We start from the raw sequence: 16,621 nt of genomic DNA, 5'->3' as shown, positions 1-16,621 counted from the left end.
CAAAACTCGTTTAATACGCCGCACGCCCAGATAGCTCAGTCGGTAGAGAAGAGTGGGAATTGAATTAAAAATCATTTAAGATTTTTAATTAGCACTGTTTAAGTGCCTCGATAGCTCAGTTGGTAGAGCAGAGGATTGAAAATCCTCGTGTCCCTGGTTCGATTCCGGGTCGAGGCACCATTTATTAAAGTAGTGGTGTTTAATCAACAGTTTAAACATTATTACGCGTGCCTTAGCACACAGTTTTGTGTGCCGACTTAGCTCAGCTGGTAGAGCAACTGACTTGTAATCAGTAGGTCAACCGTTCGACTCGGTTAGTCGGCACCATTTATAAAGCTAAAAGTTAAATAATTATTTTACTTTTAGTTAGCACAGTTTATGTGCCTCGATAGCTCAGTCGGTAGAGCAGAGGATTGAAAATCCTCGTGTCCGTGGTTCGATTCCGCGTCGAGGCACCATTTGCTTTAAGTTCTCAATCTTTAAAATTGAACGTGCCTTAGCACACAGTTTTGTGTGCCGACTTAGCTCAGCTGGTAGAGCAACTGACTTGTAATCAGTAGGTCAACCGTTCGACTCGGTTAGTCGGCACCATTTATTTTAGGTAACTTAAAACAACTAACTTGTAATCAGTAGTCTGTATAAGTTACCCGCTCGACTTTGTTAGTCGGCACCATTTATTTTAGGTAATTTAAAGCAACTAACTTGTAATCAGTAGTCTGTTCAAGTTACCCGCTCGACTTTGTTAGTCGGCACCATTTATTTAAAAGCCTCGCTTATAGCGAGGCTTTTTTGTTTTCAACTTGAGAATTTAAAATACCCATAATTAAGAGCAAAGCAACTGACTTGTAATCAGTAGTCTGTATAAGTTACCTGCTCGACTTTGTTAGTCGGCACATTTATTTAAAGCCCCGCTTATTGTGGGGCTTTTTTGTTTTTGTATAGTTAATCTCTTAAACACATTACAAAAAATTAATTTTTTATTATTAAAAACTGCTGATCATTTACTCATTTTTACCGTATAACTTGCAAATATGTTAGTTCATCGCTAGCTATGTAATGTTATGTAAAGTAGGTTGAGCAAAATTTGCCAAAGTGCTTGAATTAACCTCATAAATAGCAGTAATTTAGGTTTAATTATGATTTGGCAATGCAAGCCAACCCTATTGGCAATTAGTGTGATGCTGCTTAGCGGCTGTGCGAGTGATTTAAACTCGTCGCAGCGCATGCAAGCGCCTAATAATATGCCTCAGCAATGGCAGCAAGAAGCATCAAGCTCAGTATTAAAAGTACAAGAGCAATGGCTTACGCAATTACAAAACCCTACGCTTAACAAATTTGTACAACAAGCACTTAAAAACAACCAACAGCTTTTGCAAACGAGTTATGATGTTGAAATTCAAAAGCAGCAACTTATAGTCTCGGGCGCTGCACTTTGGCCAAGCCTCGATTTATCAACACGTACAAGCCGTAGTAAAAACAACCGCCCTGTAAGTTACGACAACGCAAGTTCAGTTAGTTTAAATTTAACTTACGAGGTTGATTTATGGGGTAAGCTTTCTGACGCTAAGCGCGAAGCTAATCTTAACTATTTAGCGCAACAGGCACGATTTGAGCAAGCTAAACAGCAACTCGTTGCTGATGTAGTAACAGGCTGGTTCGATGTTGTTACGGCGCAGCAATTACTGGATTTATTTAAGCGTCGTGAAGCCAATGCACAACAAAATCTAGATATTATTGAGTCTGGCTATCGCCAAGGTATAAACGAAGCGCTCGATGTGTATTTAGCGCGTAATGAGCTTAATAATGAACGCTCTCGCATTGCCACTCAAACAGCGAGTTTATCGGCATCAGCACGTGTACTTGAGCGTTTACTTGGTGAATACCCAAAAGGCGCTATTACTGCTAGTAGTGACTTACCTGTTATTAATACCGATATTCCTCTAGGATTACCTTCTGAGCTTATAACGCGAAAACCTACTCTACGTGCAAGTTGGTATGAGCTTTTAGCAGCCGATGCATCATTGGCATATGCGCATAAACAACGCTTTCCAAGTTTAGATTTAACAGCTTCATTAAGTGATAGTACAGACCGAGTAAGCGACTTGTTTTCTCCATCAAGCCTTGCATGGTCTTTATTAGGTAGTATTTCAGCGCCACTTTTTGAAGGAGGGCGCTTAAAAGCCAACGAAGAAATAGCGCGTCTTAATACTCAAAAGCAAGAGCAGCTTTATTTACAAACGCTTTATGACGCGTTTGGCGATGTTGAAAATGCAATTTCGCAGCAGCAGTCCCTCAAAGCTCAATATACAAGCACATTAGAGGCACAAGAAAACGCACTTGCTGCAGAGCAATTGTCGTTTGAGCAGTATCAAAGTGGCTTGGTAACTTACACGACTGTGCTTGATGCCCAAGACCGTTCTTTTGACGCGCAAAGCTCCTTAATCGATATTAAAAACCAATTAATAGCCAATAGAATTAACTTACACATTGCCCTTGGTGGTGATTTTGCAAAGCCCTCAAGTGAACTAAAGAGCAATAACGATGAAAACTAAAACAGCAAAAATTATTATTCCAGCGGTGGTTATAGTTGCCACTATTTTAATTGTTATGTTTATTAAAAATAACACGCCTGAGGCTAAACGCTTTGGGACACCTCCTAAGGCATCAATAAGTGTGGCTGCGCTTGAGCTAAAACCACAAAATTATCAAGTGATGATAGACAGCTACGGTACTGTAAAACCACGTACACAAAGCTTGTTAGTGGCTCAGGCATCTGGGCAAATAATTGAAGTAAGTGATGACTTTAGAGAAGGCGGTTTTTTTGAAAAAGGCGATGTACTTTTAAAACTAGACGACAGAGATCATCAGGCTGAAGTTAAATCTGCTCAAGCCAATTTATTAACCGCAGAGCAAGGTTTGCTAGAAGAGAAGGCGCGTGGGCAACAAGCTATTACCGATTGGAAGCGCCTTGGCGGCTCAAATCAGGCAAGCAGCTTAGTACTACGTGAGCCACAACTAGCAGCCGCTGAAGCTGAGGTTTTGTCGGCGCAAGCAGCACTTGAAAAAGCGATGCTTGATTTAGAGCGCACTAAAGTAACGGCGCCATATGCGGGGCGTATACTTAGCCGTAGTGTTGATTTAGGGCAAGTTGTTACTAACAACACACAGCTAGCCACCATTTACGCAATCGATAGCGTTGAGATTCGCCTACCAATTAAAAATAAAGATCTCCCATTTGTAAATTTACCAGAGCAGTATCGCGATGGTGCTAAAAACCAAGCGGGTTCAATTGTTAAATTTACTTCTGACTTAGTAGGTGAGCAAACGTGGCAAGGTCAATTAGCACGCACAGAAGGTGCTATAGATGAAGGCGCACAGCAGCTTTATGTCGTTGCTAAAATTAATGACCCGTATAAAGCAACAGCAAATAACCAGTACCCAATAAAAATTGGGCAGTATATAAAAGCGCAAATTACCGGCAGAACAGTATCTAACGCACTTATAATCCCTAACAGTACAATTTATCAAGGAACGTACGTTTACATTGTTGAAGGTGGCGTACTTAAGCGCAAAGACATCACACTAGCTTGGCAAAATGCGACTCAGGCGATGATAAAAACCGGTTTAAACGCAAATGATAAGCTTGTTATTACTCCACTTGGTCAAGTAAGTTCAGGAACTCAAGTAAGTATTTTAGGTGAACAAAGTGCAGATCAACCTAAAAGCCGTGGAGCGAATGGGCAAGGTAAAGGAAAGCGCCCTACAGCTGAGCAACTTGAACAAAAAGCAAAAGAGCTTGGTATTAGTGTTGAAGAGTTAAAAAAACGCCGTCCAGCAAAGCAAGGAGATAAGCCATGATAGCTTGGTTTGCCAAAAACCATGTTGCAGCTAACTTATTGCTAGTAACGTTGCTGCTGTCGGGGCTTTTTAGTTTATCGACTAAAATACCGCTTGAAGTATTCCCTTCATTCGAAACCGACATGATAAGCGTGAACGTAAGTTTGCGTGGCTCAACACCAGAGGATGTAGAGCAAGGCGTAACAATTCGTATAGAAGAAGCCGTACAAGATTTAGAAGGTATTAAGCAAATATTTAGCCGCTCTTCTGAAGGTTCTGGCTCTGTAACAATAGAAGTTGAAACGGGCTACGACCCGCGTGAGCTTTTAGCCGATATTAAAAGTCGTGTAGATGCAATTAACACCTTTCCAGCCGATGCTGAAAAGCCAATAGTCGCGCTTGCGGAGCGAATTCGCGAAGTTATCGCGGTTACTGTATCGAGTGATTACGGCGAAAAAGAAACCCGTGAATATGCAGAAACAGTACGCGATCAAATTCTACGCTTACCAAATGTGACGCAAGTAGAGCTAAGTGGTGTTCGTGATTACGAAATTGCCATTGAAGTAAGCCAAGACGTTCTTCGCCAGTACGATTTAAGTTTGGCACAAATATCGAGTGCCATTGCTAATTCAAGCTCTGATATTTCTGCTGGTAACTTAAAAACTGAAGGTGGGGACGTACTTATAAGCTCTAAAGGGCAAGCATATCGTAAAGATGAATTTGCCAATATTGTTGTTAAAAACCAAGCTGACGGCACGATTATTCGTTTAGGCGATATTGCAATAATTAAAGACGATTTTGAAGAAACCCCAGTACGTACTCGCTTTAATGGTAAGCAGGCTGCATTTATCGACGTATATCGAATTGGTCCGCAAAGTGCGATTACTGTTGCTGACGAAGTTAAAAATTACATAAAAGAGCAACAAAGCTCCCTTCCACAAGGATTTGAACTAAGTTACTGGGATGATGATTCGGAGCTGGTTAAAAGTCGAATTGCCACACTAACGACCAATGCCCTACAAGGCGGTATTTTAGTACTGGCTTTACTTACTTTGTTTTTACGCCCTGCAATTGCATTTTGGGTATTTATTGGTATTCCGGTTTCGTTTATGGGCGCGTTTATAGCGATGCCTATTTTTGGCGTAACCCTTAATATTATGAGCTTATTTGGCTTTATATTGGTACTGGGGATTGTTGTTGATGACGCCATAGTTACCGGTGAAAACGTCTACACCCATTTAAAAACAGCTACGTCGGGCGAGCAGGCCGCAATTTTAGGTACTCAAGAAGTAGCAACACCAGTAACATTTGGTGTGTTGACTACCGTCGCTGCCTTTTTACCTTTGGCCTTTATTGAAGGGGCGCGTGGTGCCTTGTTTGCACAAATACCGGTAGTGGTTATTCCGGTATTATTGTTTTCATTGATTGAATCTAAATTTGTACTACCAGCACATTTAAAATATATAAAACTACGCCACGAAAAAGGCGAACCTTCAAAGTTTGATGTTATTCAACAGCGTTTTGCAGATGGATTTGAAAACGCGATTTTAAAATACTATCAACCCACTTTAAATTTAGCACTGCGCCATAAATTGGCTTCGGTAAGCTTGTTTATTGGTGTATTTGTTATAATTTTAACCATGATCACTAGCGGTTGGACTAAGTTTGTATTTTTCCCGCGTATACCAAGCGAAACAGTCCGCGTTAACTTAACACTACCAACAGGTACGCCGTTTGAAGTCACTAATAAATACGTAATTGATATGTCGCAAAAAGCGCAGCAATTACAAGAAAAATACCGCGACCCAGATACAGGTGAAAGCGTTATTTTAAATATATTAGCCACAACAGGCGGGCGTGGTGGTGTATCTAATTCAGGCTCTGTACGCTTTGAAATAACACCGGCTGAAAAGCGTGAATCAGACATAGGATCACGAGAACTTGCCAGCGAATGGCGCGATTTAATTGGTGTCATACCAGGCGCCGAAAGTTTAACGTTTAGAGCCGAAATTGGCCGAAGTTCAGACCCCATTGATGTTCAGCTTAGCGGCACTTCGTTGACTATTTTACAAGACGTGGCTGATCACATTAAAACCCGTTTATCGACCTATCCAACGGTATTTGATATTGCCGATAGTATGTCTGATGGTAAAGAAGAGTTACAAATAGAGCTTACGCAGCAAGGCTTAGCGCTGGGTTTAAATAGAGTTAATGTTGCAGGGCAAGTGCGTAACTCGTTCTTTGGCTCGCAAGTACAGCGTATTCAGCGCGGACGTGATGATGTTCGTGTAATGGTACGCTTGCCTATTGAAGAGCGTCGCTCTGTAGCCGATTTACAAAATATACTTATAAATACACCAGCTGGTGGCTCGGTGCCGTTATCGCATGTTGCAACTCTTACCGCAGGGCAGAGCCCGTCAACTATTAACCGAATAGACCGTTACCGCACATTAAACGTAACAGCCGATATCGAAAAAAATAATACCAACATGACCATACTGCAGGCTGACCTAACGGAGTATTTAGATGGGTTAATGCAGCAATATCCTGGAGTAGATTACAAACTAGAAGGTGAGGCTAAAGAGCAGCGAGAGTCGTTTGGGTCATTGGCTTGGGCACTTGTGTTTGTATTTTTCATAATTTATGCGCTATTAGCAATACCGCTTAAATCTTACTTACAACCAATTATAGTAATGAGTGTAATTCCATTTGGCATGATAGGTGCTGTAGTAGGGCATTGGATCATGGGAATGGACTTAACTATTATGAGTTTACTCGGTATGCTTGCGCTAACCGGGGTGGTGGTAAATGACTCCCTCGTACTCGTTGATTTTATTAATAAAAAGCGCAGTGAAGGTGGTAAAGTTCTCGATGCTATAAAAATTGCAGGTGCATCACGTTTTCGCCCTGTAATGCTAACTAGTTTAACGACCTTTATTGGCTTAATGCCATTACTGTTTGAAAAAGCGACTCAGGCACAGTTTTTAATACCAATGGCGGTGAGCTTAGGGTTTGGGATTATTTTTGCTACCTTTATTACTTTATTGTTAGTACCAATAAACTACATGCTAATGGAGCGTTTTCAAGGTTGGTTTAAATAACTTCACTCTTAAATACGTGATTATTAAAGCTGTAGGTAAGTAATTACCTGCGGCTTTTTTTATAAGCTAAAAAGTAATATTAGACAATTGAAGATAAGTGAATAAAAAATTTAGATAAATATAAGAGTAAACAGGAAGGTTAATTTTTTTGATAAAGCCTTTTAAAGGCGAGGGTTTGCAAAAAAGGTGTTCCCCAAGATACGGTACTCGGTTTCAGTCCTGAAACCAGAAGGTTTCAGGGCGGGAATCTGCGGTTTACCGTAGGCTTCTCGGTACATGCCGAGCCTGCACAATAGTAGACGAACAGAAACCCTGGTATAAAATTTATCGGCTCAGGGACTTAACTAAGCTCCGGTACCCCAGGGAACAATTTAAGTATATAAGACATAATCCAATCCTTAAACCCCAAACGTAAAAAATTAAACTGTTCGCTTAGTTTTTCCGCATCTTTAACCCGTCATTTACTTAATCGCATGGTTTTTGAGCTTGATCATACAATTAATTGGAGTTGCTTTTTATCGAGTGGTAGCATTGCCTTAACTTGCAAAGCGAAGATTCGATTATGAACGATTTACCCGATTACGAAAAAGCTCAACTGCTTTTAGAAAAAAACGAAATATTTGTATCACCTGCCGAAGCGCATGGTGTAATTAGTGGTTTACTTGCGTGTGGTTTAACCATTGACGACAAAGAATACTTAGGCCTTTTAAGCGATGTGTTTAACGATGGTGAATCGTTTAGTAACGATTTAAAGCAGTTTTTTGGCACTATTTATAAGCAAGTAGTCGCGAGCTTTAATGATGATGAATTTCAGTTTGATTTATTTTTACCAAGCGACGACGAAACACTCATCGATCAGGCTAATGGCCTCGTATCATGGGTAGCAGGTTTTATGCTTGGTTTTGGCTTAAAGCAAAAAGATTACGGTAAACTATCGAGCGATGTTAAAGAAGTTATTACTGATTTTAGCGAAATCACTCGCCTAGATACCACTTTTGAAGAAACCGAAGAAGACAGCCAAGCGCTGCACGAAGTGATTGAATATGTGCGCGTATCAGCACTACTTTGTTTTGCAGAGCTTGGTAAAGAGCAAAACACGCAAAGTACTAAAAAAACACTTCATTAGTTTAAAAAGTTAAACGGGTTGGTTAATAATGGTTGAAGTACAAAAGTCAGAATTTAAAGCACGCCGCGAGCGTTTACTTGCGCAAATGGATAAAAATAGCGTTGCTATTATTCCTGCTGCGAGCGAAGTTACGCGCAGCCGCGATACCGAATATGCATTTAGACAAGATAGCGACTTTTTTTACTTAACTGGCTTTAACGAACCCGACGCTGTACTTGTACTATGTAACAACAGCGATGCACCCAGTACTTTATTTTGCCTAGATAAAGACAAGCTTGCAGAAATTTGGCATGGCCGCAGAGTTGGCTTTGATAAAGCTAAAAGTGACTACTTGTTTGATGAAGCTTACCCGCTAAGTGAATTAAACGATAAGCTACTCGATATACTAAATGAAAAAGATGCGATTTATTTTGCACAAGGTGCTTATCCTTCATTTGATACTAAAGTGTTTTCGTTACTAGGTACACTTCGAAGTGGCTCACGAAAAGGCCTTAAAGCACCGAGTACTTTAAAAGAAATACGCGGCCTTATTCATGAAATGCGTTTGTTTAAATCGCCAAGCGAGATAGATGTTATGCGAGAAGGCTGTGAAATTAGTGCGCGAGGGCACATGCGCGCTATGCGTTTTTCACACCCCGGAGCTACTGAATTTCAGCTAGAGGCTGAGCTACATCATCATTATGCCATGAATGGTGCGCCGCACCCGGCGTACGGCACAATTGTTGGTAGTGGCGACAACGCCAATATTTTACATTACACGCAAAATAGCGACGTATTAAAAAATGGCGACCTGGTACTTATAGACTCCGGTTGCGAGCTACAAGGATACGCCGCCGATATTACCCGTACTTTTCCAGTAAATGGACAATTTAGCGAAGAGCAAGCCGCGCTTTATAATATTGTTCTTAAAGCGCAAGAAGTTGCTTTTGAAGAGGTTAAACCCGGCGGGTTTATGTCGCATGCTAATAAACTAGCAATGGAAGTAATGACCCAAGGTTTACTTGATTTAGGTATTTTAACCGGCGACTTTGATGAGCTAATGGCAAAAGGGGTATGTAAAGAATATTACATGCACGGGCTTGGGCATTGGCTTGGTTTAGATGTACATGATGTTGGCGATTACAAAGTAAATAACGTTGAGCGTGCATTTGAGCCCGGTATGGTACTCACTATAGAGCCTGGGCTTTATATAAGCGAAGACTCAAGCGCACCGCAAAAATACAAAGGCATTGGTATTCGTATCGAAGATAACTTGCTAGTTACCGAAACCGGCCATGAAAACTTGACCCTAAGCGTACCTAAAAAAATTAGCGATATAGAAGCACTTATGCAAAGTGCTAAAAACGTATAAAGCTCGGAGAGTAAAGTGGCTAAGCAGTTTGATGTAGTTATTATTGGCGGTGGTTTAGCAGGAGCAAGCTGCGCATTAAGTGTGGCTAAAACTAATCCCGCGTTAAATATTGCCGTTGTAGAAGCTAATCAAGTGACCGGCGACTACCACCCAAGCTTTGACGACAGAAGTATTGCACTTGCTCAGCAATCGGTAGAGTATTTACAAAGCCTCAATTTATTTGAGCAAAATGCCCCTTACACCGCAGCAATCAAAAAAGTGAGCGTGTCTGATAGAGGCCACTTTGGCAAAGCGCACATTAATTGCGACGAATTTGCTAAGCCCTCACTTGGTTACGTAGTAGAAGTTAACCCTTTTGGCCGAGCGCTCCACCTGCGTTTAACGCAGTCAAATATTACGCTTTTGTGCCCCGATAGCGTAACTGCCATTGAGCAAACTCTGCATAGCAATACACTCACCCTACAAAGCGGCGAGCAATTAAACGCAGCGCTATTGGTTATTGCTGATGGCGCACAATCACCAACACGTAGTTTACTTGGGCTTGGTTTTAATACCCAGCCTTATGAACAAGGCGCTATTATTGCTAATGTAGAAGTGGCTGGTGGGCATAATAATCATGCCTTTGAGCGCTTTACACAAAACGGGCCTATGGCGTTATTACCCATGAGCAATAACCGTTATTCGTTAGTATGGTGTATGCGTCAAGATCAAGTCGAACAGCACATGGCACTTAATGAACAAGACTTTATAAGTGCACTGCAAAGCGCGTTTGGTTATCGCGGTGGGCAATTTACTAAAGTAGGCATGCGCACGAGTTACCCGCTCGTTTACGGGCAAGTTGAGTCTTTAATTGCGCACCGTACAGTGGTTATTGGTAATGCTGCACATGCTATTCATCCTATTGCAGGGCAAGGTTTTAATTTAGGCCTTCGCGACGTGCAAGTCCTTAGTAATTTAATAGCAAACAGCCGACACGATTTAGGCAGCTATGCGTTTACACGTGAATATTCAAAAAAGCGCTGTGATGATATAAAAACCGTAATGAGTTTAACCGATGCACTTGTTAGGCTTTTTTCAAGCTCATCGCGAGTGCTCGCATTGGGGCGCAGTATTGGGTTGTTTTCGATGGATTTATTTCCCGCATTAAAAGCGCCATTAGCCAAACAGTTAATGGGGCAAGTTAAACAAGGTAGGCGTTTATGAAGCAAGCACAGGTTTGTATTGTAGGTGGTGGCTGCGTAGGGTTGACACTGGCACTTGGATTGGCAAAAGCCGATATAAGCGTAGTTGTACTCGACGGAGCACCAACACAAGCGTTGCCAACTGACGAATATGGTTTGCGCGTAAGTGCGCTAAGCATTGCAAGTCAAACCTTGCTTGAACAATTAAACGTATGGCCCGAAATTATCGCACAGCGAGCGTGCGCTTATACGCATATGGATGTACGTGATGCCGACAGTTTTGGCAAAATAGCGTTTAATAACGAACAACTTGAGCTTGAACATTTAGGCCATATTGTTGAAAACGACATTATCCGCTACGCGCTTATAAAAGAGCTAGAGCAACAACCAAGCGCCACGCTAATGTTCGATACGCAGTATCAGCAAATACATCAAAGCGAATCAGATGTATTTATAACGCTTAAAAGCGGCGAGCCAATTATTGCAAAACTGCTGGTGGCCGCTGATGGGGCAAACTCAGCTATTCGCAAACAATTTAATATGGCGCTTAGCTTTAAAGATTACGACCACCATGCGCTAGTTGCGACTGTTAAAACTAAAGAGCCGCACGCAAATACCGCACGCCAAGTGTTTTTACCAACCGGGCCACTGGCATTTTTACCTCTGAGCGATGCAAATACGCATTCAATAGTATGGTCTACAAGCCCAAACCACTGCGATGAGCTGCTTGCAATGGACGATTGTGCCTTTAATAAAGCCGTTATGGCTGCAATAGATGGTCAATGCGGTTTGTGTGAAGTGCAAAGTAAGCGCGTGGCTTTCCCACTTAAAATGCGCTACGCCCAGCAATGGGTTTCAGGCAAAGTGGTACTCATTGGCGATGCTGCACATACAATCCATCCACTTGCAGGGCTTGGTATGAACCTAGGCCTAAAAGACGCCGCTTATTTAATTGAGCTTTTAACAAGTAATAATAAAGAATTTGCAAGCACGCGCACACTTCGCGATTACGAACGTACCCGTAAGCTCGACGCACAAAAACACATAGCCATGATGCAAGGGCTAAAAGAGTTATTTGAAGGGGCTAATCCGTTTAAAAAGCTTATTCGCGGAGTAGGGTTGTCGCTAGTTGATAACCTAGGGCCAATAAAACACTTGTTCGCCAAAGAAGCGATAGGAAAGTAAAAACATCAGCAATAAGTTTTGTAAAGAACGATGCTTAATTTAAGAGCGCCTTTTTTAATGTTTATATTGAGTTAAATTAAGTGCTTCTTATTTTTTGAAATTTATCCAAACTAAATACTTGAATTCAAGACGATTAATTACCAAACCTCGAATATTATAAGCGCCAAGTTAAACATACCGCTGAAAATTTAACCTCAAAAAATAAACATGCCTTATACCAATCCGCAATAATACTTAATCAATTTGAGGGATTAAATCTGACACTAACTGTGTTAAAATTTTTGATATAGAACAACTAATTTGCCTTATAATCGACAAGGTTTTCTTGCCCCAAAATAGACCACTTAATTAATCGAGTTGGTATTATTGATAACTATAAAAATAATGAACTGCGCTTAGAGTTAACTTAAAAAGCAAAAAAGAGGATTTAATGGCAAATTTAATAGAACTAACAACTAAAAATAACACCGCTATACTCACCATGAATACCGCTGAAAACCGTCATAATCCAGCGTTTTTGGCTGAGTTTAATTTACACCTAGACCACATTGAAGCAGATCAAAATATTAAGTCAGTTATTTTAACGTCTTCAAGTGATAAAAATTGGTCATTGGGTATCGACCTTCAATGGATGTCTAATCCAAGTATTTTACCAGCAGCAATTTCTGACTTTATGGTGCAAATAGGCGATTTATTTAAACGCATCGTTACTTTTCCTATGCCTATTATTGCTGCGTTAAACGGGCATACCTATGGTAATGGTGCTGTACTTGCGTGTGCGTGCGACTTTAGGTTTATGAAATCAGACAAAGGCTTTTTTTGTTTTCCTGAAGTGGATGTAATGGTGCCGTTTGTTCCGTCGATGTTTCCTATAATTAATAAAGCAATTTCGCAAACATTCTTTAATCGTCTAGCTATGTCAGGAGAGCGGGTTGGTGCAGAGCAGCTGCTAGAGAACAAAGTAGTTGAAGCTGTGTTTACAAATAATGACGAACTACAAGCGGGTGCACTTGAGTTTGCCCAGCAGTTTAATAAAAACCGTTGGATTTACGCTCAAAATAAAACACAAATGAATAAGCAGATTTTACTTACGATGAAAGAAGAAGACCCAAGCTTTATTGATAATATAAGTAAACTGCTGTGGAAAAACCTACAAAAAAATAAATAACCTGAACTCTGGTTAAGAGATTTACTAACGTATTGAATCATGGTGATATTTAAATTTATTTTCTCTAGCCAGAGATTTTTAGTGAAAACAAGGCGAATTTACGCGTCAATAGCTGGCCTATTGCAAGTATATTCAACGCTGTTAGCGCTGAAAATAGCTGCTCGAGATAGATTTATTATCCAGAGCTCAGGTTATAATAGCGCGAAGTGTTTTAGCATTGTTACTAGATGACTAAATGCTTTGCAGTTAAGGGATCGTTAAGTCCCATTGCGCTAGATTTTTAAACTATACAGTAAGGTAAAAGTGCTTTCTTAAAAGTTTAATAGCTTTTACCTGTCTCATTATAACTATATGGGTTAAAATACCTACATAACCAACTAACAAGATAGTGAATGTCAAACCAAGATCCAAATCTCAGTCGAGAACAAGAAAAGTACGAAAACCCAGTCCCTAGTCGTGAGTTTATACTTACTCACCTTCAAGAGCGTTCAAAGCCTGCTAACTACGCGCAATTATGTGAAGAACTAGCAGTAAACGATGACGAACGCCAAATAGCATTTAAACGCCGCCTTCGCGCTATGGAGCGTGACGGACAGCTGTATTTCAATAAATTTAAATGCTACGCCCTAATTGACGAAGCCGGTTTAACCAAAGGCAAAGTAATAGGCCACAGAGACGGTTTCGGCTTTTTAGAAGTTGAAGGCGAGAGTAAAGATTGGTTTATTGCTAAGCACCAAATGAATATGGTGTTACATGGCGACATTGTACTAGCTAAAGGCACTAAACGTGGTTCTGGCTCAAAATGCGATGCACGTATTATAAAAGTGCTTACTAACGAGCGCGCGCCAATTGTTGGCCGTTACTTTGTTGAGCACGGTGTTGCTGTTGTAGTCGCTGAAGATCCGCGCATAACGCAAGATATAATGATTTTACCAGGCAACGAAAACGGTGCCCGCCATAACCAAATGGTGCAGGTTAAAATTACGCAAAATCCAAGCCGTAACATGAACGCGGTAGGTAAAGTTATAGATGTACTTGGTGAGCATTTAGCCCCAGGTATGGAAATTGAAGTTGCACTGCGCAATCACGATATTCCACATGTATGGCCAGAAGAAGTTGAAGCACAAGTTGCTCACCTAGGTGAATTTGTTGAAGAAGCTGACAAACAAGGTCGCGTAGATTTACGTGATTTACCACTTGTCACTATTGATGGCGAAGATGCACGCGACTTTGATGACGCCGTATACTGTGAACCTAAAAAATCAGGTGGCTGGCGCTTATGGGTTGCCATTGCCGATGTATCGCATTACGTAGGAATGAACACGCCGCTTAACAAAGAAGCAATTTTGCGTGGTAACTCAGTGTATTTTCCTGAGCAAGTAATTCCGATGCTACCAAAAGTGCTTTCTAACGGATTATGTTCGCTTAATCCAAAAGTAGATCGCTTATGTATGGTTGCCGAAATGACCGTATCGAGCGCGGGTAAACTTTCGGGTTATAAGTTTTACGAAGCCGTGATGAACTCGCATGCACGTTTAACTTACACCAAAGTAAATGCCATTTTACAAAACGACGAAAAACTACGCGAAGAATACTCAGCCGTTGTGCCACATTTAACTGATTTACAGCAAATGTACATGGCACTTAAAGCAGCACGCCAAGACCGTGGTGCCATTGAGTTTGAAACCCTAGAAACACGTTTTGTATTTAACGCTCAACGTAAAATAGAATCAATAGTGCCTGTTATTCGTAACGACGCGCACAAACTCATTGAAGAATGTATGATTTTAGCCAACGTATCGGCGGCTAAAATTCTTGAAAAGCACGAAGCGAGTGCGCTTTATCGTGTGCATGACGAACCAGACCAAGAAAAACTAGGTAACTTTACTAAGTTTTTAGGCGAGTTAGGTATTGAAAGTACATTAAGCGACGAACCAACACCAAAAGAAATAACGCAAGTATTAGCGCGACTAGGTGACCGCCCAGAAGCTGAACTTATTCAAACTATGTTACTGCGCTCAATGAAACAAGCTGTATATCAGCCAGATAACATTGGTCACTTTGGTTTAGCGTTATCGGCTTATGCGCACTTTACATCGCCAATACGTCGTTACCCAGATTTAGTCGTGCATCGTGCTATTAAAGCAGTAATAAAAGCACAAGGTCAGCAAACGTCTGGCGAATATGCTTATACAGACGACGAAGTTGATCAACTAGGTGAGCAGTGTTCTACAACAGAGCGCCGCGCCGATGATGCAACTCGCGAAGTAGCCGACTGGCTTAAATGTGAGTTTATGCAAGATCACGTAGGTGACGAGTTTAACGGTGTTATTTCATCGGTCACTAACTTTGGCTTGTTTATTCGTTTAGATGATTTACAAATTGATGGGCTTATTCACGTTACTAATTTAGGCGATGAGTTTTTTGCACATGATGCTGCAAAACACACCCTAATAGGTGAGCACTCGCATACTGTTTATCGCCTTGGCGATAAAGTAACAGTTAAAGTTGCATCGGTTAGTTTAGACGATCGCCGTATAAACTTAACGCTTAAAGGCGATGTTGCACAAGACCGATACTCACGCCGTCGTGCACCTAAAAAAGGCTCAGGTAAATCTGAGCATGCGCCAGCAAGTGTGCGTTCGCAATTAAAAGCAGGCAAAGTACCAGGTAAAAAGTCGCACAGCGATGACAAACCAAAAGGTAAAAAAAAGCCAGCAAATAAAGATAAAGGCAAGCCTGCAAATAAGTCTGCAACAAAACCTGCAGATAAAAAAGCAGCAGACACTGCCGTAAAGAAAAAACCGAAGAAAAAGGCCGTTAAAAAGCCTAAAAGAGCAGGCAAAAATGCCCGTAAACGTACTAGCCCAGGAGCAGACAATACGTGAGTAATGAATTAATTTTTGGCTTTCATTCTGTTGAAGCAATTTTAGAAAGCGAACCAGAGCGCTTTGTAGAAATTTATGCCCTTAAAGGTCGTGACGACAAACGCTCAACTCCGATTATTGATGAAGCACGTAAATTTGGTATTTCAGTACAGTTTATGCAGCGCAAAGCCCTTGATAGCAAATCAAAAGGTGAGCAGCATCAAGGTATTATTGCCAACGTAAAAGCAGCGCCAACGTTTAACGAAAAAGATCTTGATGCGATAATCGCTCGTGAAGACACACCGTTTTTACTGGTGCTTGATGGTATTACCGATCCGCATAACTTAGGCGCATGCCTGCGTAGTGCAGACGCTGCTGGTGTTCACGCTATCATTGTACCTAAAGATCGCTCTGCAAAGCTTAACGGCACAGCACGTAAAGTGGCATGTGGCGCAGCCGAAACAGTACCGCTTATTCAAGTGACTAACCTTGCACGTACGCTTCGCGAAATTAAAGATGCAGGCGTATGGGTTGTAGGTACCGCTGGCGAAACTGATAACCACGTATTTGATGCAAGCTTAACAGGCCCAATGGCTATTGTTATGGGTGCAGAGGGCGAGGGCATGCGACGCTTAACGCGTGAGCATTGCGATATGCTTGTTAAAATTCCAATGGCGGGTACAGTTTCAAGCTTAAACGTATCGGTAGCCACGGGTATTTGTTTGTTTGAAGTTTTACGCCAACGTAACGCAAATAACTAATACCTAATAAATAATACCTAATTTAAATTAAGTATTAAAAAAGA

The 16,621-nt window shown here is 41.2% G+C and carries 10 protein-coding genes, 4 tRNA genes and 1 other RNA gene; 14 read left to right on the top strand and 1 reads right to left on the bottom strand.

Going from position 1 to position 16,621, the window contains the following annotated elements:
- The first annotated feature begins 104 nt into the window (after window positions 1-104).
- From P20495_RS18370 to P20495_RS18400, 7 genes are all read left to right on the top strand, one after another.
- A tRNA-Phe gene (locus tag P20495_RS18370) sits at window positions 105-180 on the top strand.
- A gap of 71 nt (window positions 181-251) precedes the next feature.
- Window positions 252-327 (top strand) — tRNA-Thr (locus P20495_RS18375).
- Between the two features lie 55 nt (window positions 328-382).
- A tRNA-Phe gene (locus P20495_RS18380) sits at window positions 383-458 on the top strand.
- Between the two features lie 57 nt (window positions 459-515).
- A tRNA-Thr gene (locus P20495_RS18385) sits at window positions 516-591 on the top strand.
- A gap of 545 nt (window positions 592-1,136) precedes the next feature.
- Window positions 1,137-2,552: a TolC family protein gene (locus P20495_RS18390; RefSeq protein WP_033014943.1), complete on the top strand. Its 1,416-nt coding sequence runs from the start codon at window positions 1,137-1,139 to the stop codon at window positions 2,550-2,552.
- The gene (locus P20495_RS18395; RefSeq protein WP_007378385.1) at window positions 2,542-3,858 is read left to right on the top strand and encodes an efflux RND transporter periplasmic adaptor subunit; all 1,317 of its coding nucleotides are present in this window, start codon (window positions 2,542-2,544) and stop codon (window positions 3,856-3,858) included. Before P20495_RS18390 ends, P20495_RS18395 begins: the two co-directional genes overlap by 11 nt.
- The gene (locus P20495_RS18400) at window positions 3,855-6,938 is read left to right on the top strand and encodes an efflux RND transporter permease subunit (RefSeq protein ID WP_008133782.1); all 3,084 of its coding nucleotides are present in this window, start codon (window positions 3,855-3,857) and stop codon (window positions 6,936-6,938) included. The genes P20495_RS18395 and P20495_RS18400 overlap by 4 nt, the downstream gene beginning before the upstream one ends.
- Window positions 6,939-7,124: 186 nt before the next feature.
- On the opposite strand, the gene ssrS is transcribed toward P20495_RS18400, so the two are convergent.
- Window positions 7,125-7,307: non-coding RNA, 6S RNA (ssrS, locus tag P20495_RS21405), on the bottom strand.
- A 193-nt stretch (window positions 7,308-7,500) separates the two neighbouring features.
- Between ssrS and P20495_RS18405 the strand changes: the two genes are divergently transcribed.
- The 7 genes from P20495_RS18405 to rlmB all read left to right on the top strand — a co-directional run bounded on the left by P20495_RS18405 (window position 7,501) and on the right by rlmB (window position 16,577).
- Entirely contained in the window at window positions 7,501-8,064 is a 564-nt protein-coding gene (locus P20495_RS18405) for a UPF0149 family protein (protein WP_007378383.1), read from the top strand.
- A gap of 28 nt (window positions 8,065-8,092) precedes the next feature.
- On the top strand, window positions 8,093-9,415 hold the full coding sequence (gene pepP, locus P20495_RS18410) for a Xaa-Pro aminopeptidase (RefSeq protein ID WP_008133781.1): 1,323 nt from the start codon (window positions 8,093-8,095) through the stop codon (window positions 9,413-9,415).
- 15 nt (window positions 9,416-9,430) lie between these two features.
- Window positions 9,431-10,618: a 2-octaprenyl-6-methoxyphenyl hydroxylase gene (ubiH, locus tag P20495_RS18415; RefSeq protein WP_008133780.1), complete on the top strand. Its 1,188-nt coding sequence runs from the start codon at window positions 9,431-9,433 to the stop codon at window positions 10,616-10,618.
- Window positions 10,615-11,781, top strand: coding sequence for an FAD-dependent monooxygenase (locus tag P20495_RS18420; RefSeq protein ID WP_008133779.1), 1,167 nt, complete (start codon window positions 10,615-10,617; stop codon window positions 11,779-11,781). The genes ubiH and P20495_RS18420 overlap by 4 nt, the downstream gene beginning before the upstream one ends.
- Window positions 11,782-12,211: 430 nt before the next feature.
- Window positions 12,212-12,949 (top strand): enoyl-CoA hydratase/isomerase family protein, encoded by a 738-nt coding sequence (locus P20495_RS18425; RefSeq protein ID WP_008133778.1) that lies wholly within the window; start codon window positions 12,212-12,214, stop codon window positions 12,947-12,949.
- A 392-nt stretch (window positions 12,950-13,341) separates the two neighbouring features.
- Window positions 13,342-15,837 (top strand): ribonuclease R, encoded by a 2,496-nt coding sequence (gene rnr, locus P20495_RS18430; protein WP_007378378.1) that lies wholly within the window; start codon window positions 13,342-13,344, stop codon window positions 15,835-15,837.
- A complete protein-coding gene (rlmB, locus tag P20495_RS18435) occupies window positions 15,834-16,577 on the top strand; it encodes a 23S rRNA (guanosine(2251)-2'-O)-methyltransferase RlmB (protein WP_007378377.1) in 744 nt (247 codons plus the stop codon). The genes rnr and rlmB overlap by 4 nt, the downstream gene beginning before the upstream one ends.
- The last annotated feature ends 44 nt before the right edge of the window (window positions 16,578-16,621 follow it).

This window comes from Pseudoalteromonas sp. BSi20495 (assembly GCF_000241185.1).
Classification (GTDB): Bacteria; Pseudomonadota; Gammaproteobacteria; order Enterobacterales; family Alteromonadaceae; genus Pseudoalteromonas; species Pseudoalteromonas fuliginea.
This window is presented reverse-complemented; position numbering and strand designations above follow the sequence as displayed.

What these genes read in the sequence shown, in the direction of transcription:
- rnr (WP_007378378.1), top strand. Translation starts at nt 13,342, where the DNA reads ATGTCAAACCAAGATCCAAATCTCAGTCGAGAACAAGAAAAGTACGAA.
- pepP (WP_008133781.1), top strand. Translation starts at nt 8,093, where the DNA reads ATGGTTGAAGTACAAAAGTCAGAATTTAAAGCACGCCGCGAGCGTTTA.
- P20495_RS18425 (WP_008133778.1), top strand. Translation starts at nt 12,212, where the DNA reads ATGGCAAATTTAATAGAACTAACAACTAAAAATAACACCGCTATACTC.
- P20495_RS18395 (WP_007378385.1), top strand. Translation starts at nt 2,542, where the DNA reads ATGAAAACTAAAACAGCAAAAATTATTATTCCAGCGGTGGTTATAGTT.
- P20495_RS18400 (WP_008133782.1), top strand. Translation starts at nt 3,855, where the DNA reads ATGATAGCTTGGTTTGCCAAAAACCATGTTGCAGCTAACTTATTGCTA.
- P20495_RS18405 (WP_007378383.1), top strand. Translation starts at nt 7,501, where the DNA reads ATGAACGATTTACCCGATTACGAAAAAGCTCAACTGCTTTTAGAAAAA.
- P20495_RS18390 (WP_033014943.1), top strand. Translation starts at nt 1,137, where the DNA reads ATGATTTGGCAATGCAAGCCAACCCTATTGGCAATTAGTGTGATGCTG.
- P20495_RS18420 (WP_008133779.1), top strand. Translation starts at nt 10,615, where the DNA reads ATGAAGCAAGCACAGGTTTGTATTGTAGGTGGTGGCTGCGTAGGGTTG.